The organism is Undibacterium sp. Di26W (assembly GCF_049340265.1).
GTDB lineage: Bacteria > Pseudomonadota > Gammaproteobacteria > Burkholderiales > Burkholderiaceae_D > Undibacterium.
Map to the genome: position 1 here is coordinate 79,350 of NZ_JBMPOR010000027.1, position 19,261 is coordinate 98,610.

Here is a 19,261-nt window from a genome sequence, read left to right on the forward strand (position 1 = left end):
CGAATACAGACAAGCGACCAAACAAAGATGAATCAAGCCGACCTCCCACGCTGGGCCACCGCATTTGCCCTGCCGCTGTTAAACCTGTTCTCCGCCTTACTGGTCGCGGCGGGTGTGATTTATCTGCTGGGTGAAAGCCCGGTAGAATGCCTGGGCATCCTGATCAATGCTGCAGTGCTGAATCCTGAAGGCCTGGGTTACACCCTGTTTTATGCAGCGACTTTTATCTTCACCGGGTTGTCAGTATCGGTAGCGATGCAGGCCGGTTTGTTCAATATCGGTAGCGAAGGCCAAATGTATGTCGGCGGCCTGGGTCTGACCCTGGTGGTATTGGCACTCGATTCCAGCCTGCCGGGCTGGTTACTGATACCGCTGGCCATGCTGGGCAGTGCTGCCTTTGGTGCGGCCTGGGCGTTCTTGCCGGGTTATTTACAAGCAAAACGCGGTAGCCATGTGGTGGTGACGACCATCATGTTCAACTTCATCGCCGCCAGTTTGATGAATTATGTGATCGTCAGTTTCCTTATCCCTATTGGCCAGCAAAATACTGCCAGCCGCGTATTTGCCGATGCTGCCTGGCTGCCTAAACTGAACAGCATTTTGCCAGTACTGGGCGAAACACCGTTGAATATCAGCTTTGTGCTGGCGCTGCTGGCACTGGTGATTTATGGCGTTGTCGTCTGGCGTACCACCTGGGGTTACCAGTTGCGTGCCACTGGCCTGAACCAGCATGCGGCGCATTATGCAGGTATCTCCATCAGCAAGACCATCATCATCACCATGATGATATCGGGTGCGCTGGCAGGTTTGGCTGCGGTCAACTCTGTCATGGGTTCTACCCATTACCTGAACCTGAATTTCCCTGCTGGTGCCGGTTTTATCGGTATCGCGATTGCCCTGATGGGGCGTCAACATCCGCTTGGTATTTTGCTGTCGTCGGTTTTGTTTGGCGCGCTGATACAGGGTGGCTTTGACTTGTCGCTGGAAAAAGCCAATATCCCGCCAGAGACGTTTATCTTTATCCAGGGTTTGATCATCCTGTTCTGCGGTGCCATGGAAAACCTGTATGCCCCTGCCCTGTCTGCCCTGCTCAAGCGTAAGGAAAAATGATGTTTGATGATTTTCAATTTTCCAGCATTCTGGTATCGACCATACGCAATGCCCCGGTACTGATGTTTGCCGCCATGGCTGGCCTGTTTGCAGAACGCAGCGGCGTAGTCGATCTGGCACTGGAAGGCAAGATGCTGGCGGCGGCTTTTGTCTCGGCGGCTGTGGCCTTTGCCACCAAGAGCCCCTGGCTGGGTATACTGGCAGGCATAGGCATTTCGGTCGCCATTGCGCTATTGCAGGGTTTTGTCAGTATCACGCAAAAGGGTAACCAACTGGTCGCCGGTATTGCCATCAATATTACCCTCAGCGGTCTGACCTTTGTGATCGCCCAATACCTGTTCCAGCAGGGGGGCCGCACGCCTGACCTGGGTGACGCCCGTCTGTTTGATATCGTTTTTCCAGGCGCTGAAGCTATTGCCGGTATCCCTTTCCTGGGTTGGGTGTATACCAAGCTCATCGGCGGCCATAGCGCCCTGGTCTACCTGGCGTTTGCCCTGATCCCCCTGGTCCACTGGATCTTGTACCACACCAGCTTTGGTTTGCGCCTGCGCGCCGTCGGTGAAAACCCGCACGCTGCCGATGCGGCAGGTATCAATGTAGAACGCACCCGCTTCATGGCCATGTTGTGTGCTGGCGTATTGTGTTCTTTCTCTGGTGCTTATTTGTCCATCGTACAAAGCGGTTTTTTCTTGCGTGACATGTCAGCCGGTAACGGTTACCTGGCCTTGACGGCACTGGTATTTGGTAACTGGCGGCCTTTGCATACAGCCTTGGGCTGCCTGATGTTCGGCTTCTTCGCCGCATTGCAGGTACAGATAGAAGGCGTGGTCTTCCCTGGCATAGGCAAGGTACCTGGCTCCTTGATACAAATGATTCCTTACGTCGTGACCGTAATCGTATTGGCAGGCTTGATGGCAAAGTCCGTCGCCCCGAAAGCGATAGGCCAGCCGTTTGTGAAGTCACGGTAATTTATTGTGTAAAGACCTTTTCAACACAGAGACACAGAGGAGGCACAGAGGGTCACAGAGAAAGGCGAAAGAATCCTGTAGGTTGGGCTACGGTTTACCAGCCCAACACTCAACCCAGGATAATCGTATACGTGTTTGAAATGCTGAGTGTTGGGCTGATGAAGCGTAGCTAATCGTGGCCCGGCCCAACCTACAATCTTGCAACCTTCTCGGCTTTTCCTCATGCTCTTCTCTGTGCCCCTCTGTGTCTCTGTGGTGAGCCTTTAGGTCTTGCACCACACAACATAATTTCGACCTCCTTGAACCGGGTCAACTGCAACAATTCACATCGCGACTGGGTTCTGCCCAATGGCCAGCCGGTGTAATTTTGGAGAGCATCCACATGTCAGCAACAATGAAACACAAAGTCATCTTTGATACCGATCCAGGTGTGGACGACGCCATGGCCTTGTACTTTGCCCTGGCACATCCTGATATCGACGTGGTCGGCATTACCACGACCTTTGGTAACGTCCACGTTGAACAGGCAACCACTAACGCGTTGTACCTGACGCGCATTGCTGGTCGTTCCATCCCGGTAGCACAAGGGGTACCAGTACCTTTCGCCAAAGCGCCTGGCATGCCGCCAGATTTCATCCACGGTGCTGACGGTTTGGGTAACCTGAACAGCCGTATTGAAGTCGGTGGCAAGGCAGAGGTAGAAAGCGCAGCAGAATTCATCGTCAAGATGGCACGTCAGCACCCGGGTGAAATCACCCTGGTCGCCGTTGGTCCGTTGGGTAACCTGGGTCTGGCCCTGAAGATGGAACCACAACTGCCCAAGCTGTTGAAGCAGGTAGTCCTGATGGCCGGTACCGTCGATGAACCGGGCAATGTCTCGCCCGTGGCAGAAGCCAATGTCTGGAATGACCCGGATGCCGCTGACCTGGTCTTTACCGCCGGTTGGGACCTGACCATGGTCGGCCTGGATGTCACCCATCGCGTGGTCTTGCCTTCGACTTTCTTTGCGCGTCTGGCAGACCAGCATAAACATGTGGCCATGGATACCCTGTCGCATGCAGTGAACTTCTATGCCAATTTCTACCAAAGCATACGCCCAGATCTGGGTCATGCTTGCTATGGCCATGATGTGCTGGCGTTTGTCTGGCTGGTGGCACCACAGATTTTCGAGACCAACTCTGGCCGCGTACGCGTTGCCAAAGAAGGTATAGGCAATGGCCAGACCATGATGGCAAAACTGCCTATCCCTTATCCACAAGCCGGTTGGGAAGCCAGTAAACCAGAAACCCGCGTTTGCATGAAAGTCGATGCCGAAGCATGCAAACAATTGATTGATGCGACCTTGTCGTCAGGCTGGTTGCAGGCACCACTGGCGCAATAAGGAGAGACCATCATGTTTATCGAACCAGTTGATTATCGCGCCCCCGATGCCGCGAAAAAATTCACCGAAAGCCTGCACCGCACCGGCTTTGGTGTCCTGACCAATCATCCTCTGTCACAAAGCGTGCTGGAAACCATTTACAAGGAATGGTATGACTTTTTCCAGACGGATGCAAAGAACAAGTATGACTTTAATCCTGAGAAAATGGATGGCTATTTTTCGCCAAAAGTTTCCGAAACCGCCAAGGGCCAGACCAAGCGTGACCTGAAAGAGTTTTATCATATCTACCCTGGTGGCCGTTATCCATCTGAAGTGTCGGATGCAGCACGCAAGTATTACGACGATGGTGCAAAGCTGGCCGCAGAGTTGTTGCAATGGGTAGAAGATCATTCACCGGCTGACATCAAGGCCAAGTATTCCATGCCCTTGTCAGATATGATCACCGACAGCGACTTGACTCTGCTACGCGTTTTACACTACCCACCCCTGCGTGGTGATGAAGAACCCGATGCAGTGCGTGCCGCCGCCCACGGCGACATCAATCTGCTGACCCTGCTGCCAGCCGCCACACAGGCTGGCTTGCAAGTACAGGGCAAGGATGATGCCTGGCATGATGTACCCTGCGACTTTGGCATGCTGATCGTGAATATCGGTGACATGCTGGATGAAGCTTCTGGCGGCTACTATCCATCGACTATCCACCGCGTGTTGAACCCTACCGGTGAAGAAGCGAAAAAATCACGTATCTCGCTGCCACTGTTCTTGCATCCGCGCGCTGACGTGGTGTTGTCTGAGCGTCATACTTCGGGTAGCTACCTGCAAGAACGCTTGCGTGAACTGGGTGTGAAGAAGTAAATTTTTTTATCCCGGGTCTGCAAATAAAAAAGCGCATCAGTTTCCTGATGCGCTTTTTTTGTAGGGTGCGCCATGCGCACCCTACTATGTAATCAAGCTGCCTTTTGGGTCGCTGATGTCGTGGGTTTGGCCAGACTGACAGTATCACCGGAAGGTATACCCTCTGATTTCCAACGCGAAAATTCGGTGCGTATGGCTTCCAGGGTTTGTTTGCTGATATCTGGCAGGCTGCCGCCCAGGATATCTGCAGCTTCCTTGAAACCCTGCTCGACTGCAGCAGTGATCTTGTCCAGCTTGGCCGGGTCATCACCAATCGCCGCCTTGGCAAAACTCAGTATGCGTTCAGCAGTTTTTTGCACGCTGAATTCACCACCGTCGGCAATCGCGGCCTGCGCCGCCTTGATGGCTTCGGGGCTGGCTGAAATTTTCTGCTCACCACTGACCACCTTGGATAAATCCAATCCCTGTTGCTGAATCAGTGGCTTGATCAGATTGACAATTTCCTGCGCCTTGCGATCTGACTCTTCCAGCAGGGCCTGCAAATCAGGTGCTGCAGTCTTGTTCAGGCGTGGGTCGGCATACACCACGGTATCGCTGTTGCCACTTTGCAGGCTGACCGTCGTGCTACCTGCCGTGCTGTTAGTCGTGCTGTTTGTCGTGCCGTCTGCAGTACCGGTTTCGTCGCTGGCGTCGGCAGTTTTCGGTGTATTGGTCTGCGCAGTCTGGTAAGTGCGGACATACAGGTCCTGGGTAGAAATACTGATACTCATTTTATTGCCCTCTGGTAAAGGTCAGAAACGCATCTTTATTCCTTCGTTATGGACCAAAAACCTGGAAATTACAATGATAAAAGAAAATCATCGCTGAAAATAACGTCCCCGCCTTGGTTATTCATCGCTACCTGATTTACCCCTCTGCTTGACGGTAAATACACTGACTGCCTTGGTTTAATACTACAATAACGCCTATCACAACGAAAGAACACCATGCTCAATCAAGACCAATTATTGCAAGCTGCAAACACTGCACGCGAGTCTGCGTATGCGCCCTATTCCAAATTCAAGGTCGGCGCTGCCGTACTGACCAAGGACGGCAAAGTTTTCCTTGGTTGCAATGTAGAAAATGCCTCTTATGGTTTATGCAATTGCGCCGAACGTACTGCCCTGTTCAGCGCGGTTGCCAGCGGTTATCGCCCTGGTGATTTTGCCGCGATTGCCGTCACCGGTGACACCGAGGGCCCAATCGCCCCTTGCGGTGCCTGCCGCCAGGTCATCATTGAACTCGGCGGCCCGGATTTACCGGTGCTGCTGACGAATCTGAAAGGTGACGTGAAAACCACCACAGCCGGTGCCCAATTGCCTGATGCGTTTTACCTCAAGCCTGAATAAACTGGTAATGAATCAGGACTGGGCCGGTCGGCTCAGTCCACGTTACGGCCACGTTCTGGCTTAATCGACCTGTTTCTCTTCTTTTCCCATTTCTGAGCCAATCCGCCTGCATGTCCAAATCCATACTGATTATCGAAGATGAAATCAGCATCGCAGAAAACCTTGCGTATGCACTGGGCACAGACGGATTCATGCCTACCCATGTCAGTCTGGGGCAGCAAGCGCTGAGCATGCTGCGTCAGGCCAGTATCACACCTGCCCTGATCGTACTGGATATCGGCCTGCCAGATATCAATGGCTTTGATGTCTGCCGGCAGTTGCGCCAGTTTTCAGATACGCCGGTACTTTTTCTGACCGCACGCAATGATGAAATTGACCGTATCGTCGGCCTGGAAATCGGTGCCGATGATTATGTGACCAAGCCATTTTCACCACGCGAAGTGGTGGCCCGCATACGCGCCATTTTACGGCGCCAGCAAGGTAATCCACAGACAAACATGGGCCCAGCCAAACGCTTTGAATTGCGTCAGGATGAAGCGCGCATTCTGTATTACGGACATGCCCTGAACCTGACCCGCTATGAATATCTGTTGCTCAAAACCCTGGTGGAACGTCCCGGGCATTTATTCTCACGAGCACAACTAATGGAAATAGTCTGGACCAACGCGCCCGAGACACTGGAACGTACCGTCGATGCGCATATCAAATCATTGCGTGCCAAACTGCGACAGACACGGCTGGGCAGCCACGATGCAGCGGATGCACAACTGACAGACAGCAGTGACGAAGGCATACAGACACATCGCGGCATGGGTTACAGCCTGAGCCTCGCATGAAGATAGGCCTGCGCATACTGCTGGGATATTTTTTGATACTGGGTCTGACGGCCTGGCTGGTATTGAATGTGGTGGTGGAAGAAATAAAACCGGGGGTACGTGCCACGCTGGAAGATACCCTGATCGATACCGCCCAAATGCTGGCAACGCTGGTGGCGGAAGATGTGGCAAGCGGCAATACTTCCGACAGCACTTTAATGAAGCGCCTGCAAAACTATGCGCAGCGCAGTGTCGATGTCAACATCAGCGGCATACGCAAGAACAGTCTCGACTACCGCGTGTATATCACCAATGACAAAGGCCTGGTCATTTTTGATAGCGATGGCAAGGACGTCGGTAAGGATTATTCGCGCTGGAATGATGTCTACAAAACCCTGCAAGGTCAATATGGTGCACGCAGCACCCGTGCCGACCCGGGTGATGATGCCAGCAGTATCATGCATGTGGCAGCCCCCATCATGGACCGTGGCCATATCATCGGCTCATTGACGGTCGCCAAAGCCATTTCCACCATCAATCCTTTTGTACAACGCAGTCAGCGCAAGATACTCCAGCGCAGTGCATGGATGTTATTGGGTTCCCTGATGATAGGTATTGCGTTTTCATGGTGGCTGAACCAGGCCTTGCGCAAATTGCAGCTTTACGCCAGCAGTGTGGAAAAAGGTGAAAAGGCAACCCTGCCGGCCCTGGGCAATAATGAAATTGGCAGGCTGGGTCGGGCACTGGAATCCATGCGCAACCGGCTGGAAGGCAAGCAATATGTAGAGCAACTGATGCATACCCTGGCACATGAGTTGAAAAGCCCGATTGCATCCATACAGGGTTCTGCCGAACTGATGCGTGAAGACATGCCAACGGTAGACAGGCAACGCTTCCTGCAAAACATACTCGAACAAAACCAGCGCCAGAAACAATTGATAGACAAACTGCTGGCCCTGGTTAAACTGGAAAAACAGCAAAGCCTGGAGCATGCCGAAGCCATACAGGTACCAGAGTTGCTACAGCAATGCGCACAGGATGTGCAAGCTGCCCTGTCGGCCAAAAACCTGAACCTGGAGATTGATGCTACTGGCATCGTTGCCAACCCTGGCATCATGGGTGATGTACTGCTCTTGCGCCAGGCCATCGGCAATCTGCTGGACAATGCCATAGACTTTGCCCCCGTCGGCAGCACGATACACATGCAAGCAAAAGAATCGGCACAACAACTGCAGATCGGCGTACAGGATCAGGGGCCAGGCATACCCGATTATGCACAAGATAAAATCTTTGACCGCTTTTATTCCCTGCCCAGGCCAACTGCCGCCAAAAGCACCGGATTGGGCTTGCCCTTCGTGCGTGAAGTCGCTCTGCTGCATCAGGGCAGCATCAGCGTCAGCAACCTGCCCCAGGGTGGTACCCGCGCCTGCCTGAATCTGCCTCTGTAGTCACATGCAGGCACGTCACAGGCTGATGCGTCACGAGCTGATGCGTCACGAGCTGATGCATCACAAGCTGATGTATCACTTCACACAAAACACATCAACAACGCACACAAGTTATATACATTGGTAGCTCCTTATCTATGGAGTCTGTCATGCAAAAGAGTTTGCTGTTCAAAACCATTATCATCGGTCTGCTGGCGATAGTTATCTACATTCCCCTGATGATGATTCAATCCACCATCTGGGAACGCATGCGCTACCGGGACGAAGCCGTGCGCAGCATCACTGCCGATTCTGTCAGTGAACAGGTGGTCATAGGGCCGGTCCTGGTGATACCGTATGTCGAAACCTGGGAAGAAGAAACCATTGATACCGCGACTCAAAAAGTCACCAAGCGCCTGGTCTCGAATAACCACAAGCATTATGTGTATCCAAATGATCTGACGGTAAAAGGCACGATCGATACCGACCAGCGCTATCGCGGCATCCATAAGGTGCTGGTATATACCGGCAACCATCAGATTTCCGGTGACTTTGTGCTGCCCGACATGGCCAGCCTCGCATCCAAAGATAAAACCAAAGCCAGCATCAGTGTGCAGGAAGCACCCTATGTGGCTATAGGCTTGAGCGATACCCGTGGCCTGCAAAACTTCCCCAAACTGCAATGGGGTGAGCAAAGCTTTGAATTCAGGCAGGGCAGCAAGTTAAATGCCTTCCAGCGTGGTATCCATGCTCGCCTGGATGGCATGCAAATGGCAAGCGCCGGCCAGGTTAAATTCAAGATGGACCTGATACTCGACGGCGTGGAACGTCTGAGCTTTGCACCGATTGCCAAAAACAATCAGGTCACCCTGTCATCGAGCTGGCCACACCCGCAATATGGAGGACGCTTCCTGCCGTCACCAAAAGGAAGGATACGCAATGACAATGGCTTTAGCGCCAACTGGAATATTTCTGCCCTGTCGAGCAATGCGCAACAACAAATGAACAATCTGGAAAATGCCGGTAGCCCGGTGATTGCAGCCCAGGCAACAAGAACACCGGAAGAAAGCACTGCAGCCTCGACACCGATCGATGTGTTCAGCGTCGCGTTTATCGAGCCGGTCAATATTTATTCCCAGGCGGATCGCGCTGTCAAATATGGCCTGATGTTTGTTGCGCTGACCTTTGCTGCCTTTTTCCTGTTTGAAGTATTGAAGCAACTGCCTATCCACCCGATTCAATATACGCTGGTGGGGCTGGCATTGGCCTTGTTCTTTCTGTTGCTGGTCAGTCTGTCGGAAAAAATCAGTTTCATCCTGGCGTATCTGCTGGCCAGTGTTGCCTGTATTCTTCTGATAGGTTTTTATTTGTCGTATGCCTTGCGCAACTGGAAGCGTGGTTTCGGCTTTGGCTGCGCGCTGACAGTATTGTATGGAATATTGTTTGGCTTGCTGCAATCAGAAAGCAATGCCCTGGTTATGGGTAGCTTGCTGCTGTTCGCCGTACTGTCCGCCATCATGGTCATCACGCGCAAGGTAGACTGGTATCAACTGGGTAAGACTGCACCGGCGATTGCAAGCTGAAACAGCTTGCCTGACTGAAGCGGGGTGGATTTGAAAAAATCAAATCCACCCCGCTTCGTCATATAGAAAGTCCATTACAGACAATCACAATCCCTATTATTTACGCAAGAATTGAGGATAAGCCTGTATCTTCGCTTGCAGACGCTCTGCAAGCCTGGCATCGGCAGTATGCAATTCATCATGAATCATTTGCGCTTCATGACGGTAGGCAAGTATTTTTTCATTGCCCCAGTAATGCGGTGGATGGTACAAATTACTGATGCGGTCTGCCATCTTGACCATCCAGATTTCTTGCGGCTGCTGCAAGATACGATCCAGGCTATCGCGCATTTGCGCAGCCTTGTCAGGTAGTGCCGTATTTTTTGACAGCGCCTGCACACCGTCAGCCACGGCCTGACCAAACTCATTTTTCAGAAAATCATAGCTGGTGCCGGTATCTTCCAGAGTGTCGTGCAACAAGGCACATTGCACCGCCAGCGCACCATTCGCAGTTGCATTGAATTGCAAGGCCCATATCACTTCCATGGCGACGCTGGCGATATGGTTGATGTACTCTACCTTTTCACCTTCCACTTTGCCACCATATGTTTGTCCGTTATGCTGGCGTGATGAAAAATCCCAGGCTTTTGCGTAGATATCGGGTGTCCATTTATTCATCTTGCCTTCCTCTCTATAAAATTGCTTACCCGGCAAAGACAAGCACCATGCCACTATGGCAGGTCATCTGTCGCTACGTCTTCTGTCACGGAAAGTATGCAAGGCAGCATTCACCATCCCTTCCGGGCTGCCGCTTTCCTGAAATTGCTGGCGCAGGTATTGTGCATCATTACCTGTCTGTATCGCGACTCGCAAGTGGCTGAATGCGGCCAAGGCATCCAGATTTTCGGCATACGGTTTCAGCCGGTCGAAGCTGGCCAGTATGTCGTCGCGCAGTACCGTGCTTTCATAGGTCTTGGGGTGTACGGTAACGCCGTCCAGACCGAAGCGGCAAGCCTGGAAGCGATTATAGTTATACACGAGGTAATCATCTTCTGATGGTGGCGCTTCACGCCGTTCCAGCAGGTAGGCGCACAAGACTTGCAGGTAAGCGGCCAGGGCGGCCGCTCTTTCCACCGTCAGCGGCGTGTCACAGACGCGTAACTCTATGGTGCCATATTCTGGCTTGGGGCGAATGTCCCAGTAAAAATCCTTCATGCTTTTGACGACACCGGTTTTTTCCATTTTGCTGAAATAGTCATTGGCAAACGCATCCCAGTTCAACAAAAATGGTGCACGTCCCGACAGGGGAAAAGCAAACACAGAATTCAGCCGGGCAGAATTGAACAAGGTATCACCACCCTGCACATAAGGTGAAGAAGCAGACAGGGCAATAAAGTGCGGCACATAGCGGCTGAGAGAATGCAGCAAGAACATGGCGTCATCGCCAGATGTGCAACCTATGTGTACATGCTGGCCAAAGATGGTGAATTGTTTTGCCAGATAACCATATAGCGCAGACACTTCCTTGAAGCGCGGTTTGGAAAATATCTTGCGGTCTGTCCATTTTTGGAAGGGATGGGTACCGCCACCACAGATACCGATATTCAATACGTCAGCACCATGCACCAGGGTATCGCGAATCTCCTGCAATTGCCCCAGCACGCCCTGATACCTGGTTTGTACATCGGTACAGATTTCTATCATGCTCTGGGTAATTTCCGGCGTCACATTACCGGGGAAAGGGCGTTTCGCCAGCAGATGCAACAGATCGGGGCTGGCAGCGGCAAGGTCAAAATCAGACAGGCTGACGAGTTGCAATTCCAGCTCTACCCCCATGGAGAGGGCATTCGAATTGGTGAATTCTCCTAGTGGCATATTATTGCTCCCTTTCTTCCGGTGTTTCTTTGGCAGCGAACAAGGCCAGTTGGGTCAGGACGGGGCCAACAACTTCCAGCATCAGCGTCATGGCAATCAGGGCAAACCATTCTTCGCTCATGACCATGCCGAAGTTGCGTGGCTGTTCCAGGCTGAGCAATAGAAAGACTGAAACTGGTGCCAGACCAACTCCGCTGAGCAAGCCCTTGCGCAAAGAGATGCCACTGACCGGTGCCAGGGCGGTAGTAACCAGTATCTTGCTACCCAGGCGCATGACCAGCAATACCACGCCCAGAAGCGCACCTGCCCAGACATGCTGCCATGCCAGCGTGGATGCCGCGAATACGAACAGCACCACCGTCAACAACTCGCCCAGCACACCGAAATTTCTTTGGGTACGACCCAGGCTGATGCGCCGGTGCCTTGCTACCAGGCCAAAAGCCAGAGTGGCCAATACCGGCGACAAGCCACTGGCATAGCCGAGCGACACCAGCACAATCACTGCAAAGGCAAAGCCCAGCGTTGCATCTTCTGCCTGGCGACCACGCCAGCTCAACACGATAGGCAGCAAGATACCAAATACGATCCCTGCTATCAGCGACGCCAAAGCCGCCATCATGACATGCAGGCTTTGGGCAGAAGCCTGCAACAGGTCGCCCGATGTCTGCATCACCCAATACATCAGGATGATCTTGAAAGCAAATACCGCCAGCACGGAATTGATGGCCGTCAGGTGCAGGATGCGTTCACTGACCTGGCCTGAACTGCGCTGCTCATTAATGATACGCAATACCGCAGTCGGTGAAGATGACATCGCCAGTGCCGCCAGCAGCAGGGACATCAATTGTGAACTGCCGTGCCATAGCGCCACGAAATACACCGCCGCAAAAGTGACGCCCGCTTCCACCAGCCCTGTCACGGCTACCCAGGGATTGAGGCTGAGCCAGCGCAGATTGATGCGATAAGCAAATTCAAACAGGATCAGGCCGAAAGCGATATTGGCCAACAACACAAGACTATGGTTATCCAGCGGCGACAGATAAGTCGGGAACAGGTTGACCAGTGCGAAACCCGTCAGCGCATAGATACTGATGCGCGGCAGGTGTAGCCAGCGATGCCCCATATCCCCCAACAGCCAGGCCAGCGCAATGATGCAAGGCCAGGCCATTTCACTGATGTTGATGGAAAATTCTGTCATGCTGTCTCCTGTCACGGGTGCCTGATGCTAATGCTGATACTGATGTGGATAACATGAAAAATGCAATCACCTGTGATGCTGCTGCATTGCTCCTTTTTATCTGCATCGGCGCACCAGTCCAATTTTTAAAATCGTGTTTCTCTGGCTGCACGCAGAAAACTGTCTAGTATGGGCGTGCAATCCAGTAAATCACTCTGCCCTGTCAGATGAAATTCTGGATGCCATTGCAGGCCTACGACAAATTTCGCTTTTTGATACCGTATTGCTTCAACGATGTTATCTGCGGGAGAGATAGCTTCTATCCTGATATCCCGGCCCAGATTTTTGATGGATTGATGATGTATGGAATTGACCTTGGCGGTAAGTAATGGCGGGAACAATTGTGCCAGCGTGGATTGCGCAGTGAACTGTAATTCATGCCCATGCTGGTCGTACAGATCATTCACATGGGCGATGGCATTCGGCACCTCGGTGGCGATATCTTGATACAGGCTACCACCAAAAGCCACATTCAATAACTGACAACCACGGCAGATACCCAGCAAAGGTTTATCGGCTTCGATAAATTCATGCAAAAGTTCCAGCTCATACATGTCACGGGTACGGTCACCACTCCATTCCGGACGTGTTGATTGTTGCGAGTAAGTCTGTGGCGCAACATCGGCACCACCCTGCAATACCAGGCCATCGAGATGCCTGGCATAGTCACGCAGGCGTATACTACTGGGACGTATCAGGCCATTGGTATTGACCGAAGGGATCATGAACACCATGACATCGCGCGCCATTACCCATTGTGCAATCGACTCTTCCAGATACTGCAAGGTCTTGCTGGATAAACCTTTGGCACCGGCCTGGGGATGAAATATCCGGGCGGATACGCCGATTTTCAACGTACGATGGGTAATACCTTTTGCGGTACGCAAGGACGTTGCGCGCAAGCGGGCAGAAACAACCCGCACAAGAGTGCGCCAGGGTGATTCACCATTCTGATAACTAGCCTGGTGATCTTGCAGGCCAGCAGTTGAATTTGAAGTGGGTATTGGTGCTTGTACCACCGCAGCACTGGCAGTTGGCCCCTGCGACTGGTTTGCCACCGCAGCAGTGTCAACCACACTGGTTTGTGCGGCATCTGCGGCCTCGGCACCGGCTGATTCCTGCTTGTTTTTTTCGTCTGGCATGGCATTCATCCATCTCTGATAAAACCAAAAGCATCACGTGCAAATCAAAGTAAAAATACGCAATACGGAAAAAATCTTTCTCGCTAATCAGGGAGCACGACAAATCACGGATACTCTGTTTCTTCAATCATCAGAGTGACAGGATACGTCCTGGCATAGACGAAAAAACCGCGATATCCTGCCTGACACTGATATGCCATTTCCCTCTTTGAGTTCATTATTGTCGCCAAAAAACCGCTACGCGGTTTCCATCAAAAAGACGGTTGCCACTTGACTGGCACTGAATCGTGCCCTGCATTGGGTCTGATTTATTGCCGTCTTGCATAAATTATGCAAGTGCATATACATCATGTGTGGGGAGTACGCCACACACACTTTATGTATTGTAGCGGTATTGCGGGACTGCGTCTGTCAGACAACGCCTACAACAGAACTTGCCCTGTGTATCTCACATTTTCAGTGTAGGTCAAAGCATGTTTTGTGAAATCTATCTACCTTGCATGACTTTGGAACGCATAAAAAATTTCAACGAATTCATAAGAACCAGTCAATGCGAATCAGATAAAAAACATCAATGCAGCGACCGAAGTCGGCGGCAAGGCACCCAGCAGCAAACCCAATGCACTGATGGATTCGTCATTGAAACCACGCTTCAATAAAGCCACGCCTGCCGGATTGGGGGCATTGGCAATGACGGTCAGGCCACCACCGGCGACGGCACCGGCGACCAACAGATATTTGGCTTGTTCGCTCAGACCTGCAATCAAAGACCCCAGATAGGTCAACGCAGCATTGTCGGTAATCGCCGTCAGGCCAAGCGCCGCAAAAAACAGGATGTGCGGTTTCAGGCTGGATACGATAGGCTGCAGCCACCATTGCTGCATGCCGCCCAACACCACCAGGCCTGCAAGAAAGAAGCCAACCAGCAAACCCTCTTTCAAAATCAATGGATTCTGATGGCGTTCATAGGCCTGGGTATACCCCATGAAGAACAGAAATAATCCAAGGAAAAATACGGGGTGATGCGCAAGCAAGATCACACCCGCCAGAAAGGCCAGGTGTATCAGGCTGACGATCAACGGTACTGGTTGATTGTGCTTTTCATCTGTACTGCCGTCGCCAGTGATTTGCTTGCGCAATAACAGTGTCACGATAGTGGCATTGACCAGTACGGCAACAGCGGCTTTCCAGCCGAAACTCGCCAGCATGAAAGCACTGTCCCACTGCCAGGCCGATGCCACCATCAGCACCGGCGGCGCGGCATACGAAGTCAGCGTGCCACCAATGGAAACATTAACAAACAATACCCCCAGCGCTGCATATTTCAGCCATTCAGATATACCCTGGCGAAATATCCTGGGGGCCAGTATCAATGCCGCCAGGGTCATCGCTGCTGGCTCGGTAACCAGAGAACCCAGCAAGGGAACGACGGCCAGACCAAACCAGACCATGGCAAGCGCATCCGGCAGGGGAACGAAACTTGCCATGCCGCGCAGTACACGCCCCATTATCTCAAGTATGGGACGTGATGCAGCCACCACCATCACAACGAATACAAACAGCGGTTCTGTATATTGACGAGACTCGGCATAAGTCACCGCAGCGCTGCTACCAGATACCAGCGCCATGACGACGACCAGCACAAAAGCCCAAAAACCGAATACGACTTCCACCTCGCCCAATAAATGAAACAGTCCTGCATGCCGGGCATGGCGATGCGCCAGCACTTCAAAAAACTTGGCGCTGAAGGTGTGCAGCAAGGCCAGGCCAAAGATCACGGCACCCAGGGTGTCCATTAAAGTCATTGCTGTTTTCTTTGCATAGATATGGATACCTATCTTACACGAGCTTATCTCTGGCTACGATAAAAACCGGCGTGGTATCCACCGCTATAACCCACCCTGTGCGATGCCAAACCATGATCAAAAGAAGCTGCTGTGTAGCTGACTGCTTGCCACCGGTTTTGCCAAAACCGTAAGCGATGTTCATAAGCAATAGCGGCAATACCGCCTCTTACAGGTAAGTTCTCTGAATCAGTTGTACAATTCATTCCTGTTTTGTCCGGGGTTTCATATACTTAACTGTATCAACGAATACATATAGGAGAACACCATGCAGTATCGCGAAGATTTTAACAGCCTGGTTGGTAGCAGCGAAGACAACACAACAGTCAACCGTCGCAGTTTCATACAAACAGCAGTAGGTGTAGGCTTTGCCGCAGCGGTAGCGCCGGTATGTGCACAAACCATGATCAAGACTGACCGTACCGGTTTGACCGATGGCGTGACCAAATTGAGCGTGGCTGGCGCAGATGTGCCCATGTATTTTGTCAAACCTGAAGGCAAGAGCAATTTGCCGGTGGTACTGGTGATTTCCGAGATTTTTGGTGTGCACGAACATATCGCCGATGTCGCCCGCCGTTTTGCCAAGCAGGGTTATCTGGCGATCGCGCCTGAATTGTTTGCGCGCCAGGGTGATGCCAGAAATGCTGAAAGCGTCGCCGTATTGATCAAGGAAATTATTTCTAAAGTGCCGGATGCGCAAGTCATGGGGGACCTGGATGCCGCAGTCGCCTGGGCTGGCAGCAATGGCGGTGACACCAAGCGCCTGGGCATCACCGGCTTTTGCTGGGGTGGCCGCATTACCTGGATGTATTCTGCGCATAACCCCAATGTCAAAGCCGGCGTCGCCTGGTATGGCAAATTGCTGGGTGACGCCACTGCATTGACACCGAAACACCCTATCGATATCGCTGCCGGACTGAAAACACCGGTGCTGGGTCTGTATGGTGCCAAAGATCAGGGTATCCCGGTTGAATCTGTCTTCAAGATGGAAGTCGAACTCAAAAAAGGTAATAGTAAATCAGAATTCAAGGTGTATGAAAATTCTGGCCACGCCTTTAATGCCGACTATCGCCCCAGCTACAATGAAGCCGACGCCAAAGACGGCTGGAACCGTTGCCTGGCCTGGTTCAAGGCGAATGGCGTCGTTTGATTTTAATCCCTCGCTGCAACAGCCATACCGTGTAGCCAATCTCAGGCAGGTTCCATTGATATGCATAAGGAATCTGCCTGACACCGTTACCGCAACTCAAGGACCACCATGCATACGTACGACTATGATTTATTCACGATAGGCGGCGGCTCTGGTGGTGTGCGTGCCAGTCGCTTTGCAGCGCAGTATGGTGCGCGGGTGGCATTGGCAGAGGCAGGTCCACTGGGAGGCACTTGTGTGAACGCCGGTTGCATTCCCAAAAAATTAATGTCTTACGCGGCGCATTTCCACGCCGATTTTGAAGAGGCTGCCGGTTTTGGCTGGAGCCTGGGAGAACAGCACTTCGACTGGTCCACGCTGATCGCCAACAAGGACAGGGAAATCGCCAGGCTCAACACCATCTACAGCCAGATTCTGGCAACGGCCAAAGTACATGTCATCGCTGGCCATGCGCAGATACTGGATGCGCATACCGTCGTCGTCAATGGACAAAGCTATCGCGCCCACCATATCCTGATCGCCACCGGTGGCCACCCTGTGCGGCCAGCATTGCCAGGCAGCGAACTGGGCATTACCTCGGATGAATTCTTTCACCTGCCTGCCTTGCCCCGGCATGCGGTGGTACAAGGTGGTGGCTATATCGCGGTGGAACTGGCATCCATCTTGAATGGCCTCGGTTGCAAAGTGACGCTGGTACAGCGTGGCAACCAGATATTGCGCACCATGGATAGTGATCTGGGCCATTTCCTGATCAATGAAATGCACAAAAAAGGCGTGGAGATAGCACTCGACACCAAAATCCTGTCCATCACTGCCAACGGCAACAGCAAGCGCGTTGCGCTCAGCGATGGCCGCACGCTCGATAGTGATTGCGTGCTGTTTGCCACTGGCCGCCAGCCAAATGTCAAAGGCCTGGGGCTGGAAAACGCCGGCGTGCAGGTACGGGAAAATAACTCCATCATCGTCAACGAACACTTTGCCACCAACGTCGACAATATCTATGCGATCGGTGATGTCATCGACCGCGTGGCCCTGACCCCGGTGGCACTGGCCGAAGGCATGGTAGTCGCCGCCAACCTGTTCCAGCATGGTCACAAGCTGATGTCGTATGAAAATATTCCGACAGCAGTATTCAGCCACCCGAATGTCGCAACCCTGGGCCAGACTGAAGCCAGGGCGCGGGAAAAACATGCCCACGTCAAAATCTTCAAAAGCGAGTTCAAGGCACTCAAGCATACGATGTCGGGTTCGACTGAGCGCTGCCTGATGAAGATAGTCGTCGATGGCGACACCGACCGCGTGCTGGGCATGCACATGGTGGGCGCAGATGCCGGTGAAATCATCCAGGGCTTTGCCGTAGCCATGCAATGCGGCGTCACCAAGGCACAGCTGGATGCCACGATAGGCGTGCATCCGACGATTGCAGAAGAGTTTGTGACCATGCGGACGGCAGTGGTGTAGGGCGTACCGCAGCAATCCGGATTTGCAGAAAACGCCACAATATGCTTTAATTTGCAACCTGGTTGCAAATTCCCGAGGCTTAAAATTCATTCCACGCTGTTATCCATCCTGTTTGCCACCACCGTTGCCGGTGTTTTAAGCATCACGGCTGCCGCCATTTTTTCGTTTTCTCTCTTGTCCAAAGTGGTAGAGCGCATGGTCAGCCTGTCGGTGGGCATCATGCTATCCACCTCTTTGCTGCATGCCCTGCCTGAAGCGTTTGAATCCGGTGCCGACACCCGCACCCTGTTTGCCTGCCTGCTGGGCGGCTTGCTGGCTTTCTTTTTGCTGGAAAAGTTCGCAATACTGCGCCACTCGCATCATCATGAAGGGGACGGTCACCATCATGAGCATGGACATGATGCGGATGAAGCAGGCCGTGCCGGCTGGATGATACTGGTGGGTGATGGCCTGCATAATTTCACCGACGGCATTTTGATTGCGGCTGCCTTTCTGGCGAATCCCAAGCTTGGCCTGGTCACTGGTCTGGCGATTATTGCGCATGAAATCCCACAGGAAATAGGTGACTTCATTGTCTTGCTGAATGCCGGCTTCAGTCGTGCACGTGCCTATGTGTATAACCTGATCTGCAGCATGATGGGAGTGGTCGGTGGTGTGATAGGTTATTTCACGCTGGAAAACGCCAGCGGCATGATCCCCTATGTGCTGGTGTTTGCATCTTCCGGTTTTATCTATATTGCCGTCAGTGATCTGATGCCGCAAATGCAGCGGCGGGCTACACTGAAAGAAACCATACCGCAGATTCTGCTGGTGTCACTGGGCGTGGTACTGGTGTTGTTTGTGACCAGTCACCGGTGATGCCCTGCCCCTCTTTTTTTGCATTGTGCCGACAGAATCTAAGCAGCTAGCAAGCTACGCAGTGTAGTGGTCAAGTATTTTCGGACACTGGGATAGGTTCTTTTTCTGCCATTTTTTGCTCATAGACACTGGGTGGCAGATTGCCCAGGGCAGAATGCAAGCGAACGTTGTTGTAAAAGCCCACAATA

At 52.4% G+C, this 19,261-nt stretch carries 18 protein-coding genes; 11 read left to right on the top strand and 7 right to left on the bottom strand.

Going from position 1 to position 19,261, the window contains the following annotated elements; genetic code table 11:
• Positions 1-27: 27 nt before the first annotated feature.
• From ACO0LM_RS24725 to ACO0LM_RS24740, 4 genes are all read left to right on the top strand, one after another.
• A complete protein-coding gene (locus ACO0LM_RS24725) occupies positions 28-1,110 on the top strand; it encodes an ABC transporter permease (RefSeq protein ID WP_423040928.1) in 1,083 nt (360 codons plus the stop codon).
• A complete protein-coding gene (locus ACO0LM_RS24730; RefSeq protein WP_423040930.1) occupies positions 1,107-2,078 on the top strand; it encodes an ABC transporter permease in 972 nt (323 codons plus the stop codon). The genes ACO0LM_RS24725 and ACO0LM_RS24730 overlap by 4 nt, the downstream gene beginning before the upstream one ends.
• Before the next feature lie 382 nt (positions 2,079-2,460).
• Complete coding sequence (locus ACO0LM_RS24735; RefSeq protein ID WP_423040932.1) at positions 2,461-3,459, top strand: nucleoside hydrolase; 999 nt, start codon at positions 2,461-2,463, stop codon at positions 3,457-3,459.
• Between the two features lie 12 nt (positions 3,460-3,471).
• The gene (locus ACO0LM_RS24740; protein WP_423040934.1) at positions 3,472-4,314 is read left to right on the top strand and encodes an isopenicillin N synthase family dioxygenase; all 843 of its coding nucleotides are present in this window, start codon (positions 3,472-3,474) and stop codon (positions 4,312-4,314) included.
• Positions 4,315-4,406: 92 nt separating this feature from the next.
• Here ACO0LM_RS24740 and ACO0LM_RS24745 read toward each other — a convergent pair whose 3' ends face one another.
• A complete protein-coding gene (locus tag ACO0LM_RS24745) occupies positions 4,407-5,084 on the bottom strand; it encodes a DUF5610 domain-containing protein (RefSeq protein WP_423040936.1) in 678 nt (225 codons plus the stop codon).
• Between the two features lie 216 nt (positions 5,085-5,300).
• On the opposite strand from ACO0LM_RS24745, the gene cdd reads away from it, so the two are divergent.
• From cdd to creD, 4 genes are all read left to right on the top strand, one after another.
• Positions 5,301-5,702 carry a cytidine deaminase gene (gene cdd / locus ACO0LM_RS24750; RefSeq protein WP_422982711.1) on the top strand — a complete coding sequence of 134 codons (402 nt, stop codon included), beginning with the start codon at positions 5,301-5,303 and terminating at the stop codon, positions 5,700-5,702.
• A gap of 110 nt (positions 5,703-5,812) precedes the next feature.
• Positions 5,813-6,538, top strand: coding sequence for a two-component system response regulator CreB (gene creB / locus ACO0LM_RS24755; RefSeq protein ID WP_423040938.1), 726 nt, complete (start codon positions 5,813-5,815; stop codon positions 6,536-6,538).
• Entirely contained in the window at positions 6,535-7,965 is a 1,431-nt protein-coding gene (gene creC, locus ACO0LM_RS24760) for a two-component system sensor histidine kinase CreC (protein ID WP_423040940.1), read from the top strand. Before creB ends, creC begins: the two co-directional genes overlap by 4 nt.
• Positions 7,966-8,114: 149 nt before the next feature.
• Positions 8,115-9,527, top strand: a complete 1,413-nt coding sequence (creD, locus tag ACO0LM_RS24765) for a cell envelope integrity protein CreD (RefSeq protein ID WP_423040942.1) — start codon at positions 8,115-8,117, stop codon at positions 9,525-9,527.
• Positions 9,528-9,623: 96 nt separating this feature from the next.
• Here creD and ACO0LM_RS24770 read toward each other — a convergent pair whose 3' ends face one another.
• From ACO0LM_RS24770 to ACO0LM_RS24790, 5 genes are all read right to left on the bottom strand, one after another.
• Entirely contained in the window at positions 9,624-10,184 is a 561-nt protein-coding gene (locus tag ACO0LM_RS24770; protein ID WP_423040944.1) for an HD domain-containing protein, read from the bottom strand.
• 63 nt (positions 10,185-10,247) lie between these two features.
• The gene (locus tag ACO0LM_RS24775; protein ID WP_423040946.1) at positions 10,248-11,381 is read right to left on the bottom strand and encodes a YbdK family carboxylate-amine ligase; all 1,134 of its coding nucleotides are present in this window, start codon (positions 11,379-11,381) and stop codon (positions 10,248-10,250) included.
• A gap of 1 nt (position 11,382) precedes the next feature.
• On the bottom strand, positions 11,383-12,579 hold the full coding sequence (locus ACO0LM_RS24780) for a cation:proton antiporter (RefSeq protein WP_423040948.1): 1,197 nt from the start codon (positions 12,577-12,579) through the stop codon (positions 11,383-11,385).
• 125 nt (positions 12,580-12,704) lie between these two features.
• A complete protein-coding gene (locus ACO0LM_RS24785) occupies positions 12,705-13,760 on the bottom strand; it encodes a gamma-glutamyl-gamma-aminobutyrate hydrolase family protein (RefSeq protein ID WP_423040950.1) in 1,056 nt (351 codons plus the stop codon).
• 557 nt (positions 13,761-14,317) lie between these two features.
• A complete protein-coding gene (locus tag ACO0LM_RS24790; protein ID WP_423040952.1) occupies positions 14,318-15,565 on the bottom strand; it encodes a putative Na+/H+ antiporter in 1,248 nt (415 codons plus the stop codon).
• A gap of 307 nt (positions 15,566-15,872) precedes the next feature.
• Here ACO0LM_RS24790 and ACO0LM_RS24795 point away from each other — a divergent pair, with 307 nt between their 5' ends.
• On the top strand, positions 15,873-16,754 hold the full coding sequence (locus ACO0LM_RS24795; RefSeq protein WP_423040954.1) for a dienelactone hydrolase family protein: 882 nt from the start codon (positions 15,873-15,875) through the stop codon (positions 16,752-16,754).
• Positions 16,755-16,862: 108 nt separating this feature from the next.
• Positions 16,863-18,215, top strand: a complete 1,353-nt coding sequence (gorA, locus tag ACO0LM_RS24800) for a glutathione-disulfide reductase (protein WP_423040955.1) — start codon at positions 16,863-16,865, stop codon at positions 18,213-18,215.
• Between the two features lie 86 nt (positions 18,216-18,301).
• Here gorA and ACO0LM_RS24805 read toward each other — a convergent pair whose 3' ends face one another.
• Entirely contained in the window at positions 18,302-18,436 is a 135-nt protein-coding gene (locus ACO0LM_RS24805; protein WP_423040963.1) for a hypothetical protein, read from the bottom strand.
• Here ACO0LM_RS24805 and ACO0LM_RS24810 point away from each other — a divergent pair.
• Entirely contained in the window at positions 18,372-19,073 is a 702-nt protein-coding gene (locus tag ACO0LM_RS24810; RefSeq protein ID WP_423040961.1) for a ZIP family metal transporter, read from the top strand. The two genes, ACO0LM_RS24805 and ACO0LM_RS24810, sit on opposite strands and share 65 nt — an antisense overlap.
• Positions 19,074-19,261: the final 188 nt, after the last annotated feature.